This is a genomic window from Halolactibacillus miurensis (genome assembly GCF_900116255.1).
Lineage (GTDB): Bacteria > Bacillota > Bacilli > Bacillales > Amphibacillaceae > Halolactibacillus > Halolactibacillus miurensis.
The window spans coordinates 38,239-58,709 of record NZ_FPAI01000016.1; the positions used below are offsets into that span (position 1 = coordinate 38,239).

Below are 20,471 nucleotides of genomic sequence, written 5' to 3' on the forward strand. Positions count from 1 at the left end.
TATTAACATGACACAAAAGTTTATACCTCTATCTGTTCCTAATCTTAAAGGTAAAGAACTAGAATATGTCACGCATGCAATTGAAACGGAGTGGGTATCAACAGCCGGTCCCTATATTAATGAGTTTGAAGATAACGTCGCAAAATATACAGGAGCTCGTGGAGCTGTTTCTTGTCAAAATGGAACATCAGGCTTGCACATTGCTTTAAGAGTTTTGGAAGTGACTAGCGAAGATGAAGTCATTGTTCCTACCCTTACCTTTATTGCGGCAGTTAATCCTGTTAAATATGTAGGAGCAGAACCAATTTTCATGGACTGTGACGTTACACTTAATATAAATGCAGATAAAGTAAGAGCTTTTTGTGAAACAGAATGTGACTATATTAATGGCAAGCTCATCAATAAAACATCTAAAAAACACATCAAGGCAATTATTGTCGTGCATGTTTTCGGAAACATGGGAGACATGGAAAAAATCATGTCGATTGCTGATGAATATAACCTAAAAGTAGTTGAAGATGCGACAGAAGCTTTGGGAACTTATTATACCGCAGGGAAATACAAAGACAAGCATGCAGGGACTATTGGTGATATTGGTGTCTATTCCTTTAATGGAAACAAAATCATGACCACTGGCGGTGGTGGAATGATTGTATCGAACAATAAAGAACTACTAAAGAAAGCCAAGCATCTAACAACACAATCTAAAAGTGATGACTTATATTATATACATGACGACATTGGCTATAATTATCGTATGACAAATCTTCAAGCGGCACTAGGATTGGCACAACTTGAACAATTAGAAGGATTTATTGAAACGAAGAAAGCTAATTATGAACGATACAAAACAGAAATTGAAAGTATTCATTGTCTAAGTATCTTAGATTTTAATGAACATACCAGACCAAATTATTGGTTTTATGCTTTGAGTATAGATAAAGGGTATAAGTTAAACAGAGATCAGCTCATTTCTTATCTATCTTCTAACGGTATTCAATCTCGACCGATATGGGGACTAATTAGTCAGCAAATACCATATAGAGCTAATCAAACATTTAAAATTGAAAAAGCACAAATATATTTAGAAAACGTGATCAATATACCTTGTAGCTCAAATCTATCTAAAGAAGACGTACAATATGTTGTTGAATGTCTACAACACCCAAAATAGAAGGAAGTATTAGTGGAGGTGTAGAGGTATGGATGTTAATGATTTTTTAATTGATGAAGAGAAAACGATGATAGAAGCGATGCAACAATTAGATGAAGTAGCGAAAAAAGTTCTTTTTGTTGTAAAGAGAGATTACTTTGTAGCAGCAATTACTGACGGAGATATTCGTCGGTGGATATTAAAAAAAGGTCATCTAGATGTGAAAGTAAAAGAAATTGCAAATTATAACCCGAAATATTTAACTGAGAAAAATAAAACTAGAGCGAAAGAGTTCTTGAAAAAGCATTCTATCGAAGCCGTACCTATTGTTTCTAAAGAAAAACAAATTGTCTCAATAGTCCTTCGGAATGATGAAGATGTTGAAATGAAAAAACATTTAAAGGTGCCTGTTATCATAATGGCTGGTGGTCTTGGTACTCGTCTATATCCCTATACAAAAATACTTCCTAAGCCACTTATTCCCATTGGTGAAATTCCTATTGTTGAACATATTATCAATCGGTTCTATAAGCAAGGAAGTGATGAATTTCATTTAGTTGTTAATCACAAAAAAAATATGATTAAAGCTTATTTTAACGAAATTGATCGAAACTATCAAGTTAAATATGCCAATGAAATAGAGCCACTAGGAACAGGTGGTGGGCTTAGTTTACTAAAGGGTAAAATTAACTCAACATTTGTTTTATCTAACTGTGATATTTTGATCGAAGAAGATTATGAAAAAATGTATAACTACCATAAGCAAGAGAATAATTTAATCACGATGGTTTGTTCATTAAAGAACATTAAAATTCCCTATGGAGTTATTGAAATCAGTAATACAGGCGAAATAGAGAGTATGAAAGAAAAACCTGAACTATCATTCTTTACAAATACCGGTATGTATATTGTTGAACCTAAAATTATTGAAGAGTTAGAAGTTAATAAATCTATTGGATTTCCGGATATCATTGAACAATATAAAGCTAAAGGCGAGAAAATTGGGATCTATCCAATAAGCGAAAATAGTTGGATGGACATGGGTCAGGTTGATGAGATGGAAGAGATGAGAAGAAAATTAGAAAGATAACTGGGTATATTTGTATGATAATTAGTCGAATTATAATGAATTCATTTATTCAAATCAATTATAACTTTTTTTCAATATAATACAGATGTTTTAATGTTTGGAGGATGTACTTTGAAGGTTTTTGTATATGGCACAGGAGTAATGGGAAAAGGTATTAGTCAGGTTTTTGCAAAGAATAATCATGATGTTTTCTTATATAATCCAACTGTTGAAAATGCTATTATTGCATTAAAAAACATAGAAAGAGATTTTGACAGCTTAGTATCTAAAGGTAAATTGTCAAAGGATGATATGGAAAAATCTATGAGTCGAATTAAGGTGATAAAGACAATAGAAGAAGCAACCGATGTTGATTTAGTCATTGAAGCAGTGTCCGAAAATTTAGATGTTAAGAAAGAAAAGTTTGAAGAGGTAGATCAAATAATTGACAAAAGGGCTGTTTTTGCAACTAATACATCTTCATTATCTATAACAGAATTAGCAGTAGTAACAAATCGGCCAGACAAAGTAATAGGCTTGCATTTTTTCAACCCCGCACCCATCATGGATTTAGTTGAAATTATTAGCAGTATGACTACATCTACTGAAACCATTTCTTTTGCAAAAAAAATAACTTTAGAGATTGGAAAAATTCCGGTATTGGTTGAAGAAGCACCTGGCTTTATAGTAAATAGAATGCTTATACCTATGATAAATGAAGCGATTTCAATATATAGTGAAGGCATAGCTACGATAGAGGATATTGATATAGCAGTAAAAAGAGGAGCAAATCACCCTATGGGGCCATTGGCATTAGCAGATTTAATTGGCTTAGATATCTGTTTGAATATTATGGATACCCTTCATAGTGAATTCGGAGTTGACAAGTATACTGCGCATCCTCTTCTTAGAAAAATGGTTAGAGGAAATAAATTAGGCAGAAAAACGAAAGAAGGATTTTATATATACTAGTGTAACAAATCAAATTACCTATAATCATTATATGACCTACACGAATATTGAGTGTATGAGCTAAATCTAATTTAATGAATATATATTTGTACAAGGAGAGGTGGGTACTATGCTTTGGAATGGTTTACCGCTTGTTATCTTTGGTAGTGGGGGTATATCAAAAGAGATATATTGTTTGATTGATGATATCAATAGATCCAGTCTTCATCAAAGCTATGATTTTATAGGATTTGTCGGTTCTTCACAAGATGAGGTGGGGAATGCGATTATTGATAACTTTAATATCGTTTCTTCTGATGAGCAGTTTTTTGAGTTCGCTTCAAGATATCCAATTATTGGGGTAGTTATTCCTCTAGGTGATCCCATAGTTAAAAAGAAAATATACGACAAAATTAAAAATATTTCTAATGCGGTTTTTCCTAATCTTTTTCATCCTACTATATCCTTTAACAAAAATAACTTGATAATTGGTCAGGGGAATATAATTACAGCTGGAGTAAATCTAACTTGTGATATAAAAATAGGAGATTTCAATTTATTCAACTTAAACAGTACTGTAGGGCACGATACACTGATTGGAGATTTCAATGTAATAAATCCATCAGCATCTATATCTGGAAATGTTACCATGAAGGATTGTTGTCTTATTGGAACGGGTGCACAAATTTTACAAGGCTTAAATGTAAATGACAGATCAACAGTAGGAGCGGGTGCTGTGGTTGTAAGAGATGTTAACCAAAATGCTACGGTTATCGGAGTACCTGCAAAACCCATCAAATGAAAGAGGGACTTTTTGTGAATAGAACTTTAATAATTGCCGAAGCAGGAGTAAATCATAATGGAAGCTTAGAACTGGCAAAAAAATTAGTAGATGCTGCAAAGTCATCAGGTGCTGATGTGATTAAATTCCAAACATTTATTTCAAAAAACGTTATATCAAAAAACGCCCCAAAAGCTGATTATCAAAAAAAAAATTACAATATAGAAGAAAATCAGTTGGAAATGGTTCAGAAATTAGAATTATCTTTTGAAGATTTTTCTAAGTTAAATGATTATTGCAAGGTCAAAGAAATAGAATTTATGTCAACAGCTTTTGATTTTGACAGCATAGATTTTTTAGATAGTTTAGAAATGGGCACGTGGAAAATTCCTTCAGGAGACATTACCAACCTCCCTTATCTAATCAAGATTGCTAAACTAAATAAACCTGTGATACTTTCCACAGGTATGAGCACAATGGAAGACATAAGATGTGCCATTAAAGCTTTAAAAGAAAATGGAGCGGCGGAACTTACAGTTCTTCATTGTACTACAGAGTACCCGACACCATATGAAGATGTAAACTTAAGAGCTATGAACACAATAAAGGAAGAGTTCAACGTGAATGTTGGATATTCTGATCACACTAAAGGTATAGAAGTTCCTATTGCTGCCGTCGCTTTAGGTGCTACAGTTATAGAGAAACATTTTACCTTGGATAGAAATATGGAAGGACCTGATCATAAAGCGAGCTTAGAACCTAATGAGCTAAAAGCTATGGTTGATTCCATAAGACATATTGAATTGGCTTTAGGTAACGGAATGAAACAGCCAGCCGAATCAGAGAAGAAGAACATGGCAGTTGCTCGTAAGAGTATTATTGCAAGTAAAGACATTAAAGCTGGTGAAATTTTTACAGAAAATAACCTTACAGTGAAAAGGCCAGGTACTGGTATAAGTCCTATGAGATGGTTTGATGTCATAGGAAAGTGTGCTTTAAGAGATTTTGAAGAAGACGAGTTGATAGAGCTATGAAGAAATTAATCAGTATATTGACAGCTACAAGGGCTGAATATGGATTGTTAAAACCGGTTATCGCAAAACTAAATAAAGTTCAGGAATTCGATGTGAGAATTGTAGCCACTGGCGCACATTTATCACCTGAATTCGGTTTGACGTATCAAGAAATTGAAAAGGATGGTTTTGTTATTGATAAGAAAATCGAGATTCTTTTAAGCTCAGATACGTCATCGTCAATTTCCAAATCGATGGGTCTTGCGATGATTAGCTTTGCTGATTATTTTGAGAAGCTAAATCCCGATTTGTTGATTGTTCTTGGCGATCGATATGAAACGCTAGCTGTAGCAACTACAGCTATGAATCAGAGAATTCCTATAGCTCATCTCTATGGTGGAGAAACCACAGAAGGTGCCATTGATGAGTCTATTCGTCATGCGATAACAAAACTGAGTTACCTTCATTTTACAAGTACAAATGAATACCGAAATAGGGTTATTCAATTAGGTGAGAATCCAGAGCGTGTATACAACGTCGGAGCCATTGGTATTGAAAATATCTTAAATGAAAAATTGCTACAAAAAGAAGAATTAGAAAATGAACTTAATATCAGTTTATCAAAGCCATATGCGGTGGTTACATTCCATCCAGTAACACTTGAAGAGAACAGCTCTGAGAAGCAAATTGAATCGCTTCTCGAAGTCTGTAAAAAATATAATAATTTAGATTTTATCTTCACTAAAGCAAATGCAGATGTTGAAGGCCGGATTATAAACCAATTTATTGATAGATATGCTAAAGATAATGATAACATTTTCGCATATGCATCACTTGGCATGAAACGCTATCTAAGCGCACTCAAGTATTGTAGGATGGTTATAGGGAATTCCTCAAGTGGATTAGTAGAAGCCCCAAGCTTTGGTATTCCTACAGTAAACATAGGAGACCGACAAAAGGGAAGAATGCAGGCAAGTAGTGTCATTAACTGTGAACCTATCCAGCTAAGCATACATCAAGCCTTGGGTTTGGCATTAAGTGATAAGTTTGCACACGAAACCAAGAAAACGGTTAATCCCTACGGAAATGGGGATACGTCTAATAAAGTAGTTGAAGTAATAAAAGATTGTGTGATTAATAATAAAATAGACCTTAAGAAAAAGTTTTATGATTGTGTGGTAGAGCAATGAGAAATCTTGCAATCATACCAGCGCGATCAGGATCTAAAGGGCTGAAAGATAAGAATATTAAATTGTTGAATGGCAAACCTTTGTTGGCTTATACAATTGAAGCCGCAGTAAAGTCAAGTATGTTCGATGAAATAATAGTTTCAACCGATTCTAGGGATTATGCTGATATTGCGAGAAAATGCGGAGCTAGTGTACCTTTCTTGAGAAGCAACGAGCTATCAAATGACACTGCTTCTTCGTGGGATGTAGTCAAAGAAGTCATTGAAGGATATAAGAACTTAGGAAGTGAATTTGATACAGTTGCTTTGTTACAACCAACGTCACCACTCAGAACTTCGAATGATATTGTTGAAGGATATAAAGTGTTGAAGGAAAAGGACGCGAATTTTGTTGTGGGTGTATGTGAAATGGATCATTCTCCATTATGGGCGAACACTTTACCAGATGATCTTTCCATGGAAAATTTCATAAGACCAGATATTGTAGGAATACCAAGGCAAAATATTTCTACTTACTATCGTATTAATGGCGCTTTATATATAGTGAGAATCGATCATCTTTTGAAATCGAATGATATTTATAATAATAAAAGTTTTGCATCGGTCATAAACAAAGAGAACTCAATAGATATAGATGATCAAATGGACTTTGATTTTGCCGAACTATTATTAAAAAGTCGCATACAAAATACTAAGTTAGATACAGATTTGTAAGAGAATATGACGTTTTCTTAATTAGCATGATGTAATTTCATACATTCTTCTTAATTTTCTATAAGAATAAGTCGATATAATTATTACGGGATGATATTCTATGGAAGGAAGAGGAGCACAATGCAAATCAGAACGAACACAATGGCCTTATTCGTCTATCGCCAAATGGGCTTACATCAGAATCACATGATGACAGCCATGATGCGCCTGTCTTCAGGGAAGCGTATTAATAGCGCTAAAGATGATGCGGCAGGCCTGGCCATTTCTGAACGCATGCGTGCGCAAATTCGCGGATTAAATCAAGCTTCACGTAATGCACAGGACGGCATTTCTCTTATTCAAACAGCTGAAGGTGGCTTGAATGAAAGTCATGCGATTTTACAGAGAATGCGTGAATTAACGGTTCAAGCTGGAAATGATACCTTGACTGATAGCGACCGGTTAAAACTACAGGATGAGTTCGACGAACTCATTGAAGGTTTGAATGATATCGGGAGAGGTACCGAATTTAATACCCAATCATTGTTAGATGGCTCATTTAAAGACAAAAAGCTTCAGGTTGGTGCCAACAGTGGTCAATATATTGAGATTTCAATCAATGATATGACAAGTGAAGGATTAAGTTTAAAAGATTTAAGTCTAGGTAGTCATGAGAAGGCGAATAAGACGTTATCCGTCCTTGATGAAGCAATTGAATCGGTCTCACGTGAACGCTCACGACTTGGTGCGATGGAAAATAGATTGGGTCACACAATTAGTAACTTAGATAACCAAGCTTTTAACTTAACCAATGCCGAATCGCGTATTCGTGATGCTGATATGGCAAAAGAAATGATGATGTTTGTGAAACATAATGTTTTAAATCAAGCAGCCCAGATGGTGCTGGCGATGAGTATGCAGCAGCCACAAAGTATCTTACAACTCTTAAATAGTTAGTAAAAGTATGGTAAAATAAAAAGTAGAGATATCTAGTGATGAAAGGAGCGATGCTTTATCGATATTGCTAAAATGTCTATCTTAATGTCCCAACAACAAGTGAAAAGTGAGATGTCCATTCAATTGATGTCAAAAACAATGGAAATGGCTGAATCAAACTCTGACTCGTTGACAGAGATGTTAGAAACAGCGACAGTCCCACATCCTGACCTAGGGCACCAAATTGATCTTAAAGCCTAACGATAAGCACTTTATCTCATACTCTTGAGGTAAAGTGCTTTATTTGTGAACGTTTATTATGCACACTAAATGGACTGGGATGAGCGCGGTTTGGCTATTTATGAGTAAGGCGTCTGTTGGGAATTGTGACAAGGTCCTTAAAAAATTACGCTAGTTGTTGGACAACTACTTTATTTTTAGCGTAAACAGTCGATATAATGATTAAAGTGTTTATTCTTGTTAGTTTATGAGGGGCAAAGAAGATGTAAGGGGTATACATCAAACGAAGGAGTGGATGGTAGTTGAAAAAACGTGGGTTAAAAAGTTTAAAGGCGAAAATTCTCATCGGTTTTCTAATCGTCGTAGGGTTAAGTGTGTTACTGAGTGGCTTTATGATTGTCATGATGCGACTAAGTAATATGGAAACAGAAAATATGATAGAAAAAGAGTTACCGATTTTAGTGATTGATGAACAATTGGCACTTAATATGCAAGAACGAACAAGCTTACTGAATTCGTACTTACTTTATGATGACGAAGTATACAGAGAAACATTTGAGTCTGGTTTAGAAGAAGCGATTGCTTTAGAAGAAGAAGCACTAGCACTCAGTGACTCAGAAGAATTAGAACGATTAATAAACTTAAAAATTGAATGGGGTGCACGTACCGACCAAGTACTATCGATGGTCGATGCCGGTAACGTCCCACAAGCGCGGATGTATCTACAAAACCAAGTTCAACCCATCTCGACAGAACTTGTGAATGGTTTTAAAGCACTTGCTCAAGAGCGGGAAGAAGTGATTGAATCAATGGGGGCTGACGTGATCTCGATGGGTGATGTTATGATTATGTCTTCAGGTGCGGCGCTTCTTGTGATTATTGTGTTAGCCTTTGTGATGGCCTTTGTGATGGCTGGAAACATTACTAAACCAATTAAAAAGGTGACGGAACGGATGCGAGCTCTAAGTGAAGGTAAATTAAATCATGAGCTATTTGAGACGCAATTACGTGATGAATCCGGTCAATTAATGGAAGCGACCAATGAATTGAATCTTCAGATGAATGTCTTAATAAACCAACTACAAGATGTCTCATCAACTGTTGGTCGCCATAGTGATGAGTTATCACAATCTGCGGTTGAAGTTAGTAACGGGGCAGATCAAATTGCGATTACGATGGGTGAACTAGCGGATGGCTCAGAATCACAAGCCACGCATGCATCAGAACTATCAGAAGGCATGCATGTGTTAAATACCGAAATGACAAAAGCACTCGGTCAAGGGCAAGCAGCACATAGTGAAACAGCTGATGTTTTAGCTCTAACGAAAGAAGGCCAGTCGTTAATGAAAGCATCTGTTGAAGCGATGAAAAATATTGACCGGGTCATTAAAGGTTCGGTGACACGTGTAGAAGAACTAAATACTAACGCCCAAAGCATCTCTAAGATGGTCAGTGTCATTGAAGACATTGCTGAACAAACAAACCTCTTAGCTTTAAATGCGTCAATTGAAGCCGCACGTGCCGGTGAACATGGTAAAGGCTTTAGTGTTGTGGCTAATGAAGTACGTAAACTCGCTGAACAAGTCGCCACGTCAGTCAAAGATATTACCGGTACCGTTGATACGATCCAAACATCATCCATTCAAGTCAATAATGATTTAAAAGATGGTTACGGTGTCGTGACCTCAGGTACAGAAAAAATTAATCAAACAAACGCAACTTTCAATAAAATCAATACCGCAGTGAATAGTACTGCTTCAAGTATTGATCAGATTGTGACGTCACTCAACCAAGTTTCTACTGAAACGACCCGTCTTCTTAGTGCGGTAGAAGAAGTCGCGTCAATTTCAGAAGAATCAGCAGCCGGTGTGGAAGAGACAAGTGCCTCAGTAGAAGAGATGAATGGCTCGATGCAAACCATCGCCGACGGTGCGAAAGACTTAACTGGTCTTGTGGATAACTTAAAACAAATCGTCGACCGTTTTGAAGTGTAACAACTTTAATCTGTTAGTTTGATACTTACAGAGATAAAAACGAGAACGACTCGTATTGATACGTGCACGTTCACATCTTTTTAACAACAAACATGCGCCTGTCCCCTTATTTTTGGGGCAGGCGGATGTTTTTCTTTTTCTTTATTTATTTCTCTCTTCTTTTCTTTTCTGGCTAGACCTTTTGATGCTTTGTCTTTCACGATTACTTTTGGAATAGAGAGGTATCACCCGTAATCATGGTTATGTGTTGCGGGAGAATAGTAATGTTGACAGGTGTTGTGCCTCCGTCTTCCCCGTCACAATCAATCTGTTGGGGAGGAGTGGTGGTGATATCAATGTCTGTGGCCCGGAAATACTCAATCCCTTCTAACTGTTTAGGATCTGTTGTGATATTGGCTTTAATAATTTCAAATAGAGACCGCGCCGAGACATTTTTAATGATCAAGAGGTCAAAGGCTCCGTCACTCATATCCGCTTGGTTGAAAAACGCCCGTACACCGCCGGTGTACTGACCATTTCCGACCATCACCATAATCGCATCACCTTCATAGTGACGTGTGTCACTCTTAACTGAAACAGAGAACGGTTCAGGCGCATTTAATGACTGTAAGCTACTCAAGTAATAACTAAACCGTCCAAGCGTTGCCTTTGTTCCTGATTCACTGACCGCTTGTTTTGTTTCTGTGACAAGTCCAATACCAAAGAAATTAAGGAAGTAGCGATCGTTAAACTGACCGATATCAATCTGTTTTGTCTGTTGTTTGACAATCATCTCTGCTGCTTTTACTGGATTCATCGGCATATTGAGTGTTCTGGCAAAGTCATTCGCTGTCCCACCAGGAATAATCGCAAAAATCGGTGGCTTGGGACAGTTAATCACGTGCTGTAAGACGTGGTGGACCGTCCCATCACCGCCGTAAGCAATGACGATGTGATTATCTTGAAAGGCTGAGTTAATGTCTTGATTAGTCGTGTTCGCCAAATTTAATTCTGTGACTGAAAAGTGAGTACGTTCAAGTGTTGAAACAATATCATTGAGTCTGTCACGGTCGACTTGACCGGCGTCTTCATGAAAACATAAAGTAATCTGTAAGTCAGACATAGCTTTTCCTTCTTTCATTTAGATGTCAAGTGTATTTTTAACTTGTTTTTTAAAAAATGTTTTTAAAAATGATCGCTAGAGATAGAGTGCTCTTTTAAAGATTTTCCCATTTGAAGAGAATTTAAACCTTTTCGTTGATCAACCATCGAGAGATAAGTCTTGTTATTCATATAGGATAGTGCCTAAAGTCATCGAAAATGTCAATCGATAGGGTGCATATATTCGGATTTTCACCTTTCTTGTATAAATATCATGAAAATTATAGTAGAATTGTTGATGAGATGAAGAATAAAACGAATGCGAGGTGTCAATATGTATCCATATGAGTTTGATGAGATTAGAGCGGTTATTGATAAGACAGACACAATGCACGGGTTAGTAGCGGAAATGGAGTGTCGTGAGATGACAGAAGAGGAGTGGTTGACACAATTTCATCAAGCAGCCGTGATGTATGTGGAGATTCAATACGCGTTGTTATCGCTTGATATTAATGTGAAGGTGATTTAGAGCCTTACTTTACGGATGCGATCGAACGGTATAAAGATGGGGAAATGACGGTTTTTCAGTTATTTATTGAAATGCGCACCTTTAAAGAAGCGATTGAACGTAAATTATTGCCTTATGTCTGTCATTAATCGTTGTGTTACGTTTTGTAAACTCTTAGTTAAACCGTGCGGTTTAACTTGACGAACGATGAAACTACAGGTAAAATTAAGCTAACTAAAGGGGAGTAGCTCTAACAATAATGTCGTCATTACGAGATCTTTATCTCCGGCATTACTGGCAACATCCGTTGTAGGCAAGACCTTTACCAATATAACACTATGGGTGTTTGTTGGTAAGGGTCTTTCTTATGTTTACAAAGCCACCTTTACGTAAATATTATAAAGAGCTTACGAACGAATACCTAAAGAAGGAGTGAGAGGGATGTCTTATTATCAAAAGACAGAAGAAGAGACGTTAAATGACTTACAAGCTAGTATGGATGGTCTTTCAAAGCAAGAAGTCAGCTCACGTCAAGAACGTGACGGGTATAATGAACTCGAACAAGAACAAAAAGCATCCACATGGAAATTATTTTTAGATGCCTTTAAAGATGCGATGGTGATTGTGTTACTGATCGCCGCCGGTGTACAAATGCTTCTCGGGGAGTATGTCGAGACGATTGTTATTATGATTGTTCTTATTATGAATGCGGTCATTAGTGTGGTCCAAACAAAGAAAGCAGAAAGCTCACTGGATGCTCTAAGAGAAATGTCAGCACCCAATGCCAAGGTTTTACGTCATGGTGAAAAACAAACGATTCCCGCACGAGAACTTGTTAAGGGTGATATCGTTTATCTAGAAGCAGGGGACTATATCCCCGCAGACGGACGTTTACTTGAATCTGGTTCACTACAAGTCAATGAAGGTATGTTGACGGGTGAATCACAAGTGGTTACGAAAGACGTGGCGGTGATTGAAGAGGAAGTGGCACTCGGTGACCAGGTGAACTTAGTCTTTTCAAGTTCACTTGTGACCAATGGCCGGGCAACCTTTGTTGTGACAGAAACCGGTAAAACGACGGAGATCGGTAAGATTGCGAATCTATTAAATACAGCCGAACAAAAACAAACACCACTTCAGCGTAAGCTCGATGCGTTTAGTCGTAAACTTGGGTTTTGGATTTTAATTCTTTCCGGTGTGATTTTCTTAGTCCAAGCACTAAGAATTTGGTTAGGTGACGGACCGGTGGATGTAACGACAGAACTCCTCAATGCACTTATGTTTGCGGTAGCAGTGGCGGTTGCGGCCATTCCGGAAGCCCTACAGTCGATCGTGACGATTGTGTTATCTGTTGGAACAAATAAGATGGCGAAACAACATGCGATTATTCGTAAGTTACCGGCGGTTGAAACACTCGGTTCAACGCGCGTGATCTGTACGGATAAAACAGGAACACTCACTCAAAACAAAATGACCGTCATGAATCACTTTACGTTCTCTGAGGGTGACGAGACATCACTTGATGAGCTAAGTGACGATGAACGTTTACTGATTGATACAGCTGTCTTATGTAATGACTCTTACATTGATTCAAAAGGACAAGAAGTTGGGGACCCAACCGAGGTTGCTTTAATCAATTATGCCAATAAAGCGGGTGAAGATTACTTAGCTTTACGTGAGCGATATGAACGGATCAGTGAAGTGCCATTTGATTCTGATCGTAAACTGATGTCCACTTTAAACGATTATGAAGGGTCACGCCTCTTATTTATTAAAGGTGGACCGGATGTCATGTTTAAGCGGGCAACGAAAATCTTAGAAAATGGTGAAGTAAAACCATTAACAGATGAACGAAAGATGCGTTTGAATGAACAAAACGAAGCGTATTCTCGTCAAGCCTTGCGCGTGCTGGCATTTGGTTTTAAAGAAATGCCCGAAGGTACCGCGGAGATTACCGTTGAAGATGAAGAAGACTTTGTCTTAATTGGACTTCTCGCGATGATTGACCCACCTCGTGAAGCTGTATACGCAGCAATCGAACAGACAAAACATGCAGGTATTAAAACCGTTATGATTACCGGTGACCATAAAACAACCGCAGAAGCGATCGCAAGAGAGATCGGTATCTTTGATGACGATGACTTGGCACTCACCGGGACAGAACTTGATCATTTAACGGATGCTGAGCTAGAAGAAAAACTCGAACACATTCGTGTTTATGCTCGTGTGTCACCAGAAAACAAAATCCGCATCGTGAAAGCATGGCAGAAAAAAGGTAACATTAGTGCGATGACCGGTGATGGTGTCAATGATGCCCCAGCACTAAAACAAGCAGATATTGGTGTGGCGATGGGTAGTGGGACTGACGTCAGTAAAGATGCCGCTGCGATGATTTTAACCGATGATAACTTTGTGTCGATCGTGAACGCGGTGAAAGTCGGTCGGACGGTCTTTGACAATATTAAAAAAGCGATTGCGTATTTATTTAGTGGTAACTTAGGGGCGATTATTGCGATTCTCTTCGCTGTTATTGCTGGTTTCCCTAATCCATTTACTGCGCTACAGCTGTTGTTTATTAACTTAGTCAATGACTCTTTACCAGCGATTGCTTTAGGTATGGAGAAATCAGAACCTGATGTCATGGACCGTGAACCACGTTCGATTGATGAAGGCATCTTTGCGGGTGATACTTTACGGTCTGTCATGACACGTGGGTCCTTTATCGGGATTGCGGTTATTATTTCTCACTTAATTGGTCTTCAAACCTCACCAGAGATTGGTGTGGCAATGGCCTTTACGACCTTGATTCTTTCACGGACCTTACAGACATTTGCGGCCCGCTCAAATAAACAGACGATCTTTGGTGTCGGTTTATTCACAAATAAATACGTTCTAGGTGCGGTTGCGTTATGTTTCGGTCTTTATCTCATCACGGTTATTCCTGGACTACGTTCCATCTTTGCGATTCCAAGTAGCTTTGGTCTGACTGATTGGAGCATTGCGGCAGGACTAGCGGTATTAGCTGTTGTGATGATGGAAATTGTTAAAGTGGCGTATCACCGTTTCTTGAGTAAAGATAAATAGAAAAGTGCGTCTTTAACCACTAACAAATACAACAGATATTTAAGCAGAGTCAAGGTTTTATTATCTTGGCTCTTTGCTTTTGTTGTTTTGTCTATTTTTTATCCGTGCCGCCTTTTTTGTATTATTCGGATATATAATATTTGGTGTTGGTCAACGGATACATCCCGTTTTTCAGGGGTGGTTTTCTGTTGAATCTTGTAGAGAAATAGCGAAAAAAGTTAGACTAGCATAAAGAGCAAAATTATTTAGTAAACGTTTACGTTTTAGATGCATAGGCTATAGAGATAGTGTTATAATCAAATCAAATTGTCTAAGGGAATTAGGTGACGCGAAATGGAATTGATGAGTCAAGCAATCATTGATGCAATGGAAGACATGGTGTTTGTCATGCGTGTGAGTGAAGATGGCGAACGCTTTTTTTATGAACGAGTCAATCAGACAGTCAAGCGGATCTTACGATTTACTGATGATATGATTGGTCAAACCCTTACGGATGTGAACCCGCCGACAAAAGCAACGATCTTACAAAACCAATACCGTAAAGTGGTTGAACAAAAACAAGCGTTACGTTATCAAGATGATTATCATATTTCAACCGGACAGCGCGTGACAGAGTCACTCTTGACACCTGTCATTAACAATGGACGGGTAACGCATATTGTTTCCGTCTCACATGACTTGACGAAACAGAAACTGATAGAAGATCAAATGTATATTAGTCAACGTCGTTTAGAACTTTCCCGGGAACGTTATAAATCACTGTTTAAAGAGAATACGGATCCCATTGCGTATACAAACAATTCTGGACGGGTGATCAAAAAGAACCATGCCTTTACACGATTAATTGAGACGATTCACCATGAGTATCAGCCGAAGGATATTTTTGATGTATTTCAACACTCGTCGAAAAAGTTTAAAGCATGCTTTTATGACACGATTGAAGGTGAGCCTGGATCGATTGAGATTCAACTGAATACGAGAGACGAGGTAGGAATGGAGCTACAAGTGAAGTTCATTCCGATGCAGTTGGACGGGGCTGTCCAAGGTATTTACGTTGTGGTTAAAGACTTAACGACAGAAAGCTTCGCAAGAAGCGCCCTTCTTGAAAGTGAACAACGTTTTCGGTTGATTGCCGAACATACATCAGATCTTATACAAGTACTCAATGCCAAACATCAAATGGTCTATCTATCTCCCTCCCATGAAAAACTGTTAGGCTATGAAACAAATCAGTTGCTTAATCAGCCGATACAAGCGATTCTTTCAGATAAATCTATCGTTCAGATGCGAGGGGTCTTTCATACAATGTTGATGGAACACCAATCGATTAAAAAAGAGGGGAAAATTATCGATGCGTTTGGTGATGAGCATTGGTTTGAGTTACAATTAGAACCCATTTTCGATGGGAATACTCACATTCAAACGATTGTTGTGGCACGAGATATTAAAGAACGGAAAAAATATGAACGTGAACTGAAACAAATGGCTTATCAAGATCCACTTACCGGTTTAGCGAATCGACGGTTGTTTCAAATTCGTCTGGAACAAGTGGTCAGTTTATATGAGCGTCACCACATACCGTTTGCGGTCTTAATGTTAGACTTAGATGACTTTAAAGGTATCAATGATCAATATGGTCATGAAGTAGGGGACCAAGTTATTGTTGAAGTAGGCCAACGTCTCACAATGGAATTACGCGAGATGGATACTGTCGCAAGGTTAGGTGGGGATGAATTTATCGTTCTTTTACCTGAAGTTCAAGACGTAACGAACTTAACGCGAATTGTTGACCGCTTAGAGACGCGTTTTAGAGATCCACATATTGTGAACGAGAATGAACTATATGTCGGTATTAGCGTCGGTGTCGTGATGCCTGGTCAATCAGATTGCCAGCTGAATAATATTCTCTCACATGCGGATGAAGCCCTTTATCAAGCAAAGCGAGACGGTAAAAATCAGAGCGTATTTAAATCAGTCCGCCAATTAACAAGACAAGGGCCATCAGGTCCTGAAGGCGTTGAGGAATAGTAGACGTGACAATTTAATGTATAACAGGAAAGAACAAAACGAACAGTCCCACTAGGATTGTTCGTTTCTTCATGGGATGTTTATCTACATTTTTTATTGCGAGAGGTGACTATCGAGCATTACAGAAGTTACCGGGTGACAGCTCGCGGACACGACTGAACAACCGTTGTCAGGTCGACGGACGTCCGCGTGGCTATAGGCGTAAGTTTGGACTGTCGCGAATTAGCCTTACGTGGTCAAATTCCTGGTGTCACGAAATCAAGCTTTTAATATACAAACAAAGTATTAGCACTCTTTTGATGTCAAATGCCTTGTTTTTCGTATTCTTTTTTCTTTTTCTGTTTCTCTTACCTTCTTTTCATCGCCTACCTAGCGCTCATGCGCTTGAGGAGGGTGTCTTTTTGCTCTAAATGATAAAGCTTTAAATGGATGAAGGTCAACAAATGACGATCCCATGAGAAAAAGTGAATGTAAAAGCTCGAAGGTAAAATTCATTGTCAAAATTTGTTGACAATTTCCGAGTTTCACTATAGTATAAATTTTGTATTTAAATTTGACTAAATTGGTCGGATTAATATGTCGAGCAGAGGAGGCAGTTATTGTTTCAAGTAAATAAGTCTCAAGGCTGAAATGATTTTAAATGGATATTGGCAGACGTATTTTTAAAAGGGAGTAACAATCCATAGACATCAGACGCATGCTCGACAGGATATCGGTTCTTTTAGTTACATTGATACAAAATACTTATTTGGAGGTATGAATATGAACACACTGTATACATTACTTATTTTATCTGTCGCTGTTGCCATCATTTTCGGTCTTTATGTTATGCAGAAAAAACACATGAGCTTTACGAAGAGAGTTCTTACCGCATTGGTAGCTGGAATACTTTTTGGTAGTGTACTTCAGCTGCTCCTTGGTTCTGAATCAGAATTAATCGCGTCGTCCAATACGTGGATCAGCATCATTGGTTCTGGTTATGTCAGACTTCTTAATATGATTGTCATCCCACTTGTATTTGTCGCGATTTCCACCTCTATTGTTAATCAGGATGCCAATTCGTTGAGAAAGAGCGCTCTTTCCATCATTATCGTCCTGATGTTTACTACAGCTATTTCAGCTGGTCTAGGTGCAGGTATTTCTACCATCTTCGGACTTGATTCCAGTGAAATTCTGGCTGGTGAGGCTGAAGCCGCCCGAGGTCAAGCTCTGGAAGATACCTTAAATGATTTCCAAACAAAACCTATCCCTGAACAGATCACAGAAATCATTCCTCGTAATGTGTTTTATGCGATGAGTGGTCAAGGTTCTTCTGCCACACTGTCTGTTGTATTTTTTGCCGCTTTTTTAGGTATTGCGACAATAGGGCTTAGACGCAAGAAACCTGATAGCGCTGAAGCCTTCACCAAATTTCTGAACATGCTTCATGATGTCGTTATGCGAATGGTTACATTAGTGCTAAGATTCACACCGTATGGTGTATTTGCCCTACTGTCCAGGTTTGTCTCTACTTCAAATTTATCGGAAATTTCAAGACTGTTTGAATTTGTTGCAGCATCCTATCTTGCCATTATTATCATGTTTATCATCCATCTCATCATCCTTGTTGTTTACAAATTAAACCCAGTAAAATATCTGAAGAAAGCAAGTGTCCCACTTTCTTTCGCCTTCTCATCAAGATCAAGTGCTGGTACATTACCACTGAACGTTGAAACTCAGATAGAAAAACTCGGTGTGTCAAATGGTGTTGCCAATCTGTCAGCTTCCCTTGGTACGAGCATCGGTCAGAACGGCTGTGCAGGGATTTATCCAGGTATGCTCGCAGTAATGATTGCGGTTGGTACAGGTGTTCCTATGGATGCCTCCTTCTTCATTAAACTCATTATCATTACAGCCATCAGTTCCTTTGGTATTGCGGGTGTTGGTGGAGGTGCGACATTCGCAGCACTTACGGTTTTATCCTCCATGGGATTGCCTGTAGGATTAGTTGGACTTCTTATTGCCATAGAGCCACTGATCGATATGGCGAGAACAGCACTGAATGTATCTGGTTCCATGATAGCAGGTCTTGTAACCGCAAGAAGGCTCGGAGAAATAGATATGGCGATCTACAACAAAGAATTCAAAGAAATAGAAGAAACCGTATAAATAATGATTCTCCTCATTCATTAATAATGGATGAGGATTTTTTTCGGGTAAGCCTGGCTTGAGTAGTAACTTGGTGGTGAAAGGCAACGGTAGACTTAGTAATAAGGACTGTATGCGTTTCTTCCGTGAGGAAGAATCTGAAGGAAACAGCAGCTAATTGCTTATGCTGAGGAACAGAAACGTCAGACGAAAGCTTAGGTGGAATGGATAAACTGTCATGACATGACTCATATGAAAAAGTTTATCCAAGTGGGGACTTAAGCGTTTAAATCTTCGATTTAGTGAGTCTACTCATGTCGTCTGGTTCATTCGTTGTTTGTTGATTTCATAGCTGGGCTTGGCCAGCGTTTAGCTATTTGTCTATTGCGTTAGTTATTTAGTATACGCTAGCATGGTGGTGTTACTTAAGTTATTAACTATAAAATAACTTTATTTAACTAATGAACATAGTGTATAATGTAAGCGTAAGGCATGATTAACTATGAATAGAGGAAGGTTGTTAGGAAATGAAAAAGGAACGGATGATTTTTATTGGTGATAGTATTACGGAGTGGGGTAAGGCGGATGACACGTTAGAGATTGGTGATAACTACGTCCGCATGATTCGTGACCACTATGCGACGTGTGAAGGACACTTACCTGAGATAATTAATAAAGGTATTGGCGGGAACCGCATCACGGACTTAAAAGAACGCTGGGAGGAAGATGTTATTCGTTTAAATCCTGATGTGTTATCGATCTCGATTGGGATTAATGACGTGTGGCGTCAGTTAGATTGTCCTAATATGGAACAAGTAACTCCTGAAATATTTGAAGCGTTATACCATGAACTGATTAAAGACACACAGGCAAAAACAAAAGCAAAGATTATTCTCATGGAACCGACCGTGATTGAAGAAAATCGTCACTCAAAAGGAAATACCCTACTGAAACCGTATGTCGAGATTGTCCAACGGATGAGTGAGACGTATCAGTTACCCCTTGTTAAAACACATGAAGCGTTCTTAAACTATATTGATCAGTCACTTGACTTACCGTTAACAATTGATGGTGTGCATACGACATCTACAGGTGATACATTGATGGCAAAAACATGGATTAAAGCGATCTTAAAAGATAAGCAGTAAGATTTAGATGAAAATAGACAAGTAAATATCGAAGACAAGAAGCTGTCACGAATTGTTGTGACAGCTTCTTGTCCATTTTATATTCATTCATATCCCGAGTGTCGGGTATAAGTATAACTTTCGGTGTTGCTTTCTTTTCTAGCATGGTTGATATCTTTTGTTTTATCTTTTTCTAGTAAGTATAAACACGGTTACCGTTTTCTTCCGGTAATCATATTGTAGATAAAGACGATTAATGCGACAACAAGTAAGATATGAACAAGTCCACCTGCCACGTCAAGCACAAACCCAACAAGCCAAATAAGTAGTAAAATACCAATAATAGTCCATAACATCATTTCTCACCTCTCTTTTATATCGTGTATTGTTGTTTTAGACTGATACTTTAACTTACCCGTCTAAAAAGGAAATAAACAATATTTCCAACAAATAGGAAAAAAGAATTAGGGGTTGCGGTCTGTTGAAAACGGTGCTATA

The 20,471-nt window shown here is 38.1% G+C and carries 17 protein-coding genes and 1 pseudogene; 16 read left to right on the plus strand and 2 right to left on the minus strand.

The features are described 5' to 3' along the window. The first annotated feature begins 7 nt into the window (after positions 1-7). The 10 genes from BM390_RS10245 to BM390_RS10290 all read left to right on the plus strand — a co-directional run bounded on the left by BM390_RS10245 (position 8) and on the right by BM390_RS10290 (position 10,019). Entirely contained in the window at positions 8-1,174 is a 1,167-nt protein-coding gene (locus BM390_RS10245) for a LegC family aminotransferase (protein WP_062322004.1), read from the plus strand. A 28-nt stretch (positions 1,175-1,202) separates the two neighbouring features. Further along, the gene (locus tag BM390_RS10250; RefSeq protein WP_089854671.1) at positions 1,203-2,243 is read left to right on the plus strand and encodes a sugar phosphate nucleotidyltransferase; all 1,041 of its coding nucleotides are present in this window, start codon (positions 1,203-1,205) and stop codon (positions 2,241-2,243) included. 93 nt (positions 2,244-2,336) lie between these two features. Continuing rightward, the gene (locus tag BM390_RS10255) at positions 2,337-3,194 is read left to right on the plus strand and encodes a 3-hydroxyacyl-CoA dehydrogenase family protein (protein WP_062322006.1); all 858 of its coding nucleotides are present in this window, start codon (positions 2,337-2,339) and stop codon (positions 3,192-3,194) included. A 109-nt stretch (positions 3,195-3,303) separates the two neighbouring features. Beyond that, complete coding sequence (locus BM390_RS10260; RefSeq protein WP_062322009.1) at positions 3,304-3,975, plus strand: NeuD/PglB/VioB family sugar acetyltransferase; 672 nt, start codon at positions 3,304-3,306, stop codon at positions 3,973-3,975. A gap of 14 nt (positions 3,976-3,989) precedes the next feature. After that, positions 3,990-4,988: an N-acetylneuraminate synthase gene (gene neuB, locus BM390_RS10265; protein ID WP_177220706.1), complete on the plus strand. Its 999-nt coding sequence runs from the start codon at positions 3,990-3,992 to the stop codon at positions 4,986-4,988. Beyond that, positions 4,985-6,157 carry a UDP-N-acetylglucosamine 2-epimerase gene (gene neuC, locus BM390_RS10270; RefSeq protein ID WP_062322011.1) on the plus strand — a complete coding sequence of 391 codons (1,173 nt, stop codon included), beginning with the start codon at positions 4,985-4,987 and terminating at the stop codon, positions 6,155-6,157. The genes neuB and neuC overlap by 4 nt, the downstream gene beginning before the upstream one ends. Next, the gene (locus tag BM390_RS10275; protein ID WP_062322012.1) at positions 6,154-6,870 is read left to right on the plus strand and encodes an acylneuraminate cytidylyltransferase family protein; all 717 of its coding nucleotides are present in this window, start codon (positions 6,154-6,156) and stop codon (positions 6,868-6,870) included. The genes neuC and BM390_RS10275 overlap by 4 nt, the downstream gene beginning before the upstream one ends. A 120-nt stretch (positions 6,871-6,990) precedes the next feature. Beyond that, positions 6,991-7,806: a flagellin N-terminal helical domain-containing protein gene (locus BM390_RS10280; RefSeq protein ID WP_062322014.1), complete on the plus strand. Its 816-nt coding sequence runs from the start codon at positions 6,991-6,993 to the stop codon at positions 7,804-7,806. A 72-nt stretch (positions 7,807-7,878) separates the two neighbouring features. Next, positions 7,879-8,046 carry a YjfB family protein gene (locus BM390_RS10285; protein WP_082394510.1) on the plus strand — a complete coding sequence of 56 codons (168 nt, stop codon included), beginning with the start codon at positions 7,879-7,881 and terminating at the stop codon, positions 8,044-8,046. A 281-nt stretch (positions 8,047-8,327) separates the two neighbouring features. Further along, positions 8,328-10,019, plus strand: coding sequence for a methyl-accepting chemotaxis protein (locus BM390_RS10290; protein ID WP_062322016.1), 1,692 nt, complete (start codon positions 8,328-8,330; stop codon positions 10,017-10,019). 202 nt (positions 10,020-10,221) lie between these two features. On the opposite strand, the gene BM390_RS10295 is transcribed toward BM390_RS10290, so the two are convergent. After that, entirely contained in the window at positions 10,222-11,121 is a 900-nt protein-coding gene (locus BM390_RS10295; RefSeq protein WP_062322018.1) for a diacylglycerol/lipid kinase family protein, read from the minus strand. A gap of 312 nt (positions 11,122-11,433) precedes the next feature. Between BM390_RS10295 and BM390_RS10300 the strand changes: the two genes are divergently transcribed. The 6 genes and pseudogenes from BM390_RS10300 (at position 11,434) to BM390_RS10325 (ending at position 19,994) form a co-directional block, all read left to right on the plus strand. Continuing rightward, on the plus strand, positions 11,434-11,628 hold the full coding sequence (locus tag BM390_RS10300) for a hypothetical protein (RefSeq protein ID WP_089854680.1): 195 nt from the start codon (positions 11,434-11,436) through the stop codon (positions 11,626-11,628). Positions 11,629-12,048: 420 nt separating this feature from the next. Next, on the plus strand, positions 12,049-14,691 hold the full coding sequence (locus BM390_RS10305; RefSeq protein WP_089854683.1) for a cation-translocating P-type ATPase: 2,643 nt from the start codon (positions 12,049-12,051) through the stop codon (positions 14,689-14,691). A 333-nt stretch (positions 14,692-15,024) separates the two neighbouring features. Further along, on the plus strand, positions 15,025-16,719 hold the full coding sequence (locus BM390_RS10310; RefSeq protein WP_062322022.1) for a sensor domain-containing protein: 1,695 nt from the start codon (positions 15,025-15,027) through the stop codon (positions 16,717-16,719). A gap of 101 nt (positions 16,720-16,820) precedes the next feature. Then, positions 16,821-16,989 (plus strand): annotated as a pseudogene (locus tag BM390_RS10315) (uS14 family ribosomal protein); the annotation flags it as partial. Between the two features lie 492 nt (positions 16,990-17,481). After that, positions 17,482-18,867 carry an L-cystine transporter gene (locus BM390_RS10320; protein ID WP_062322024.1) on the plus strand — a complete coding sequence of 462 codons (1,386 nt, stop codon included), beginning with the start codon at positions 17,482-17,484 and terminating at the stop codon, positions 18,865-18,867. A gap of 506 nt (positions 18,868-19,373) precedes the next feature. Next, positions 19,374-19,994, plus strand: a complete 621-nt coding sequence (locus BM390_RS10325) for an SGNH/GDSL hydrolase family protein (RefSeq protein ID WP_062322026.1) — start codon at positions 19,374-19,376, stop codon at positions 19,992-19,994. A 191-nt stretch (positions 19,995-20,185) separates the two neighbouring features. On the opposite strand, the gene BM390_RS15305 is transcribed toward BM390_RS10325, so the two are convergent. Further along, positions 20,186-20,329, minus strand: coding sequence for a lmo0937 family membrane protein (locus BM390_RS15305; RefSeq protein ID WP_143103171.1), 144 nt, complete (start codon positions 20,327-20,329; stop codon positions 20,186-20,188). Positions 20,330-20,471 lie beyond the last annotated feature (142 nt).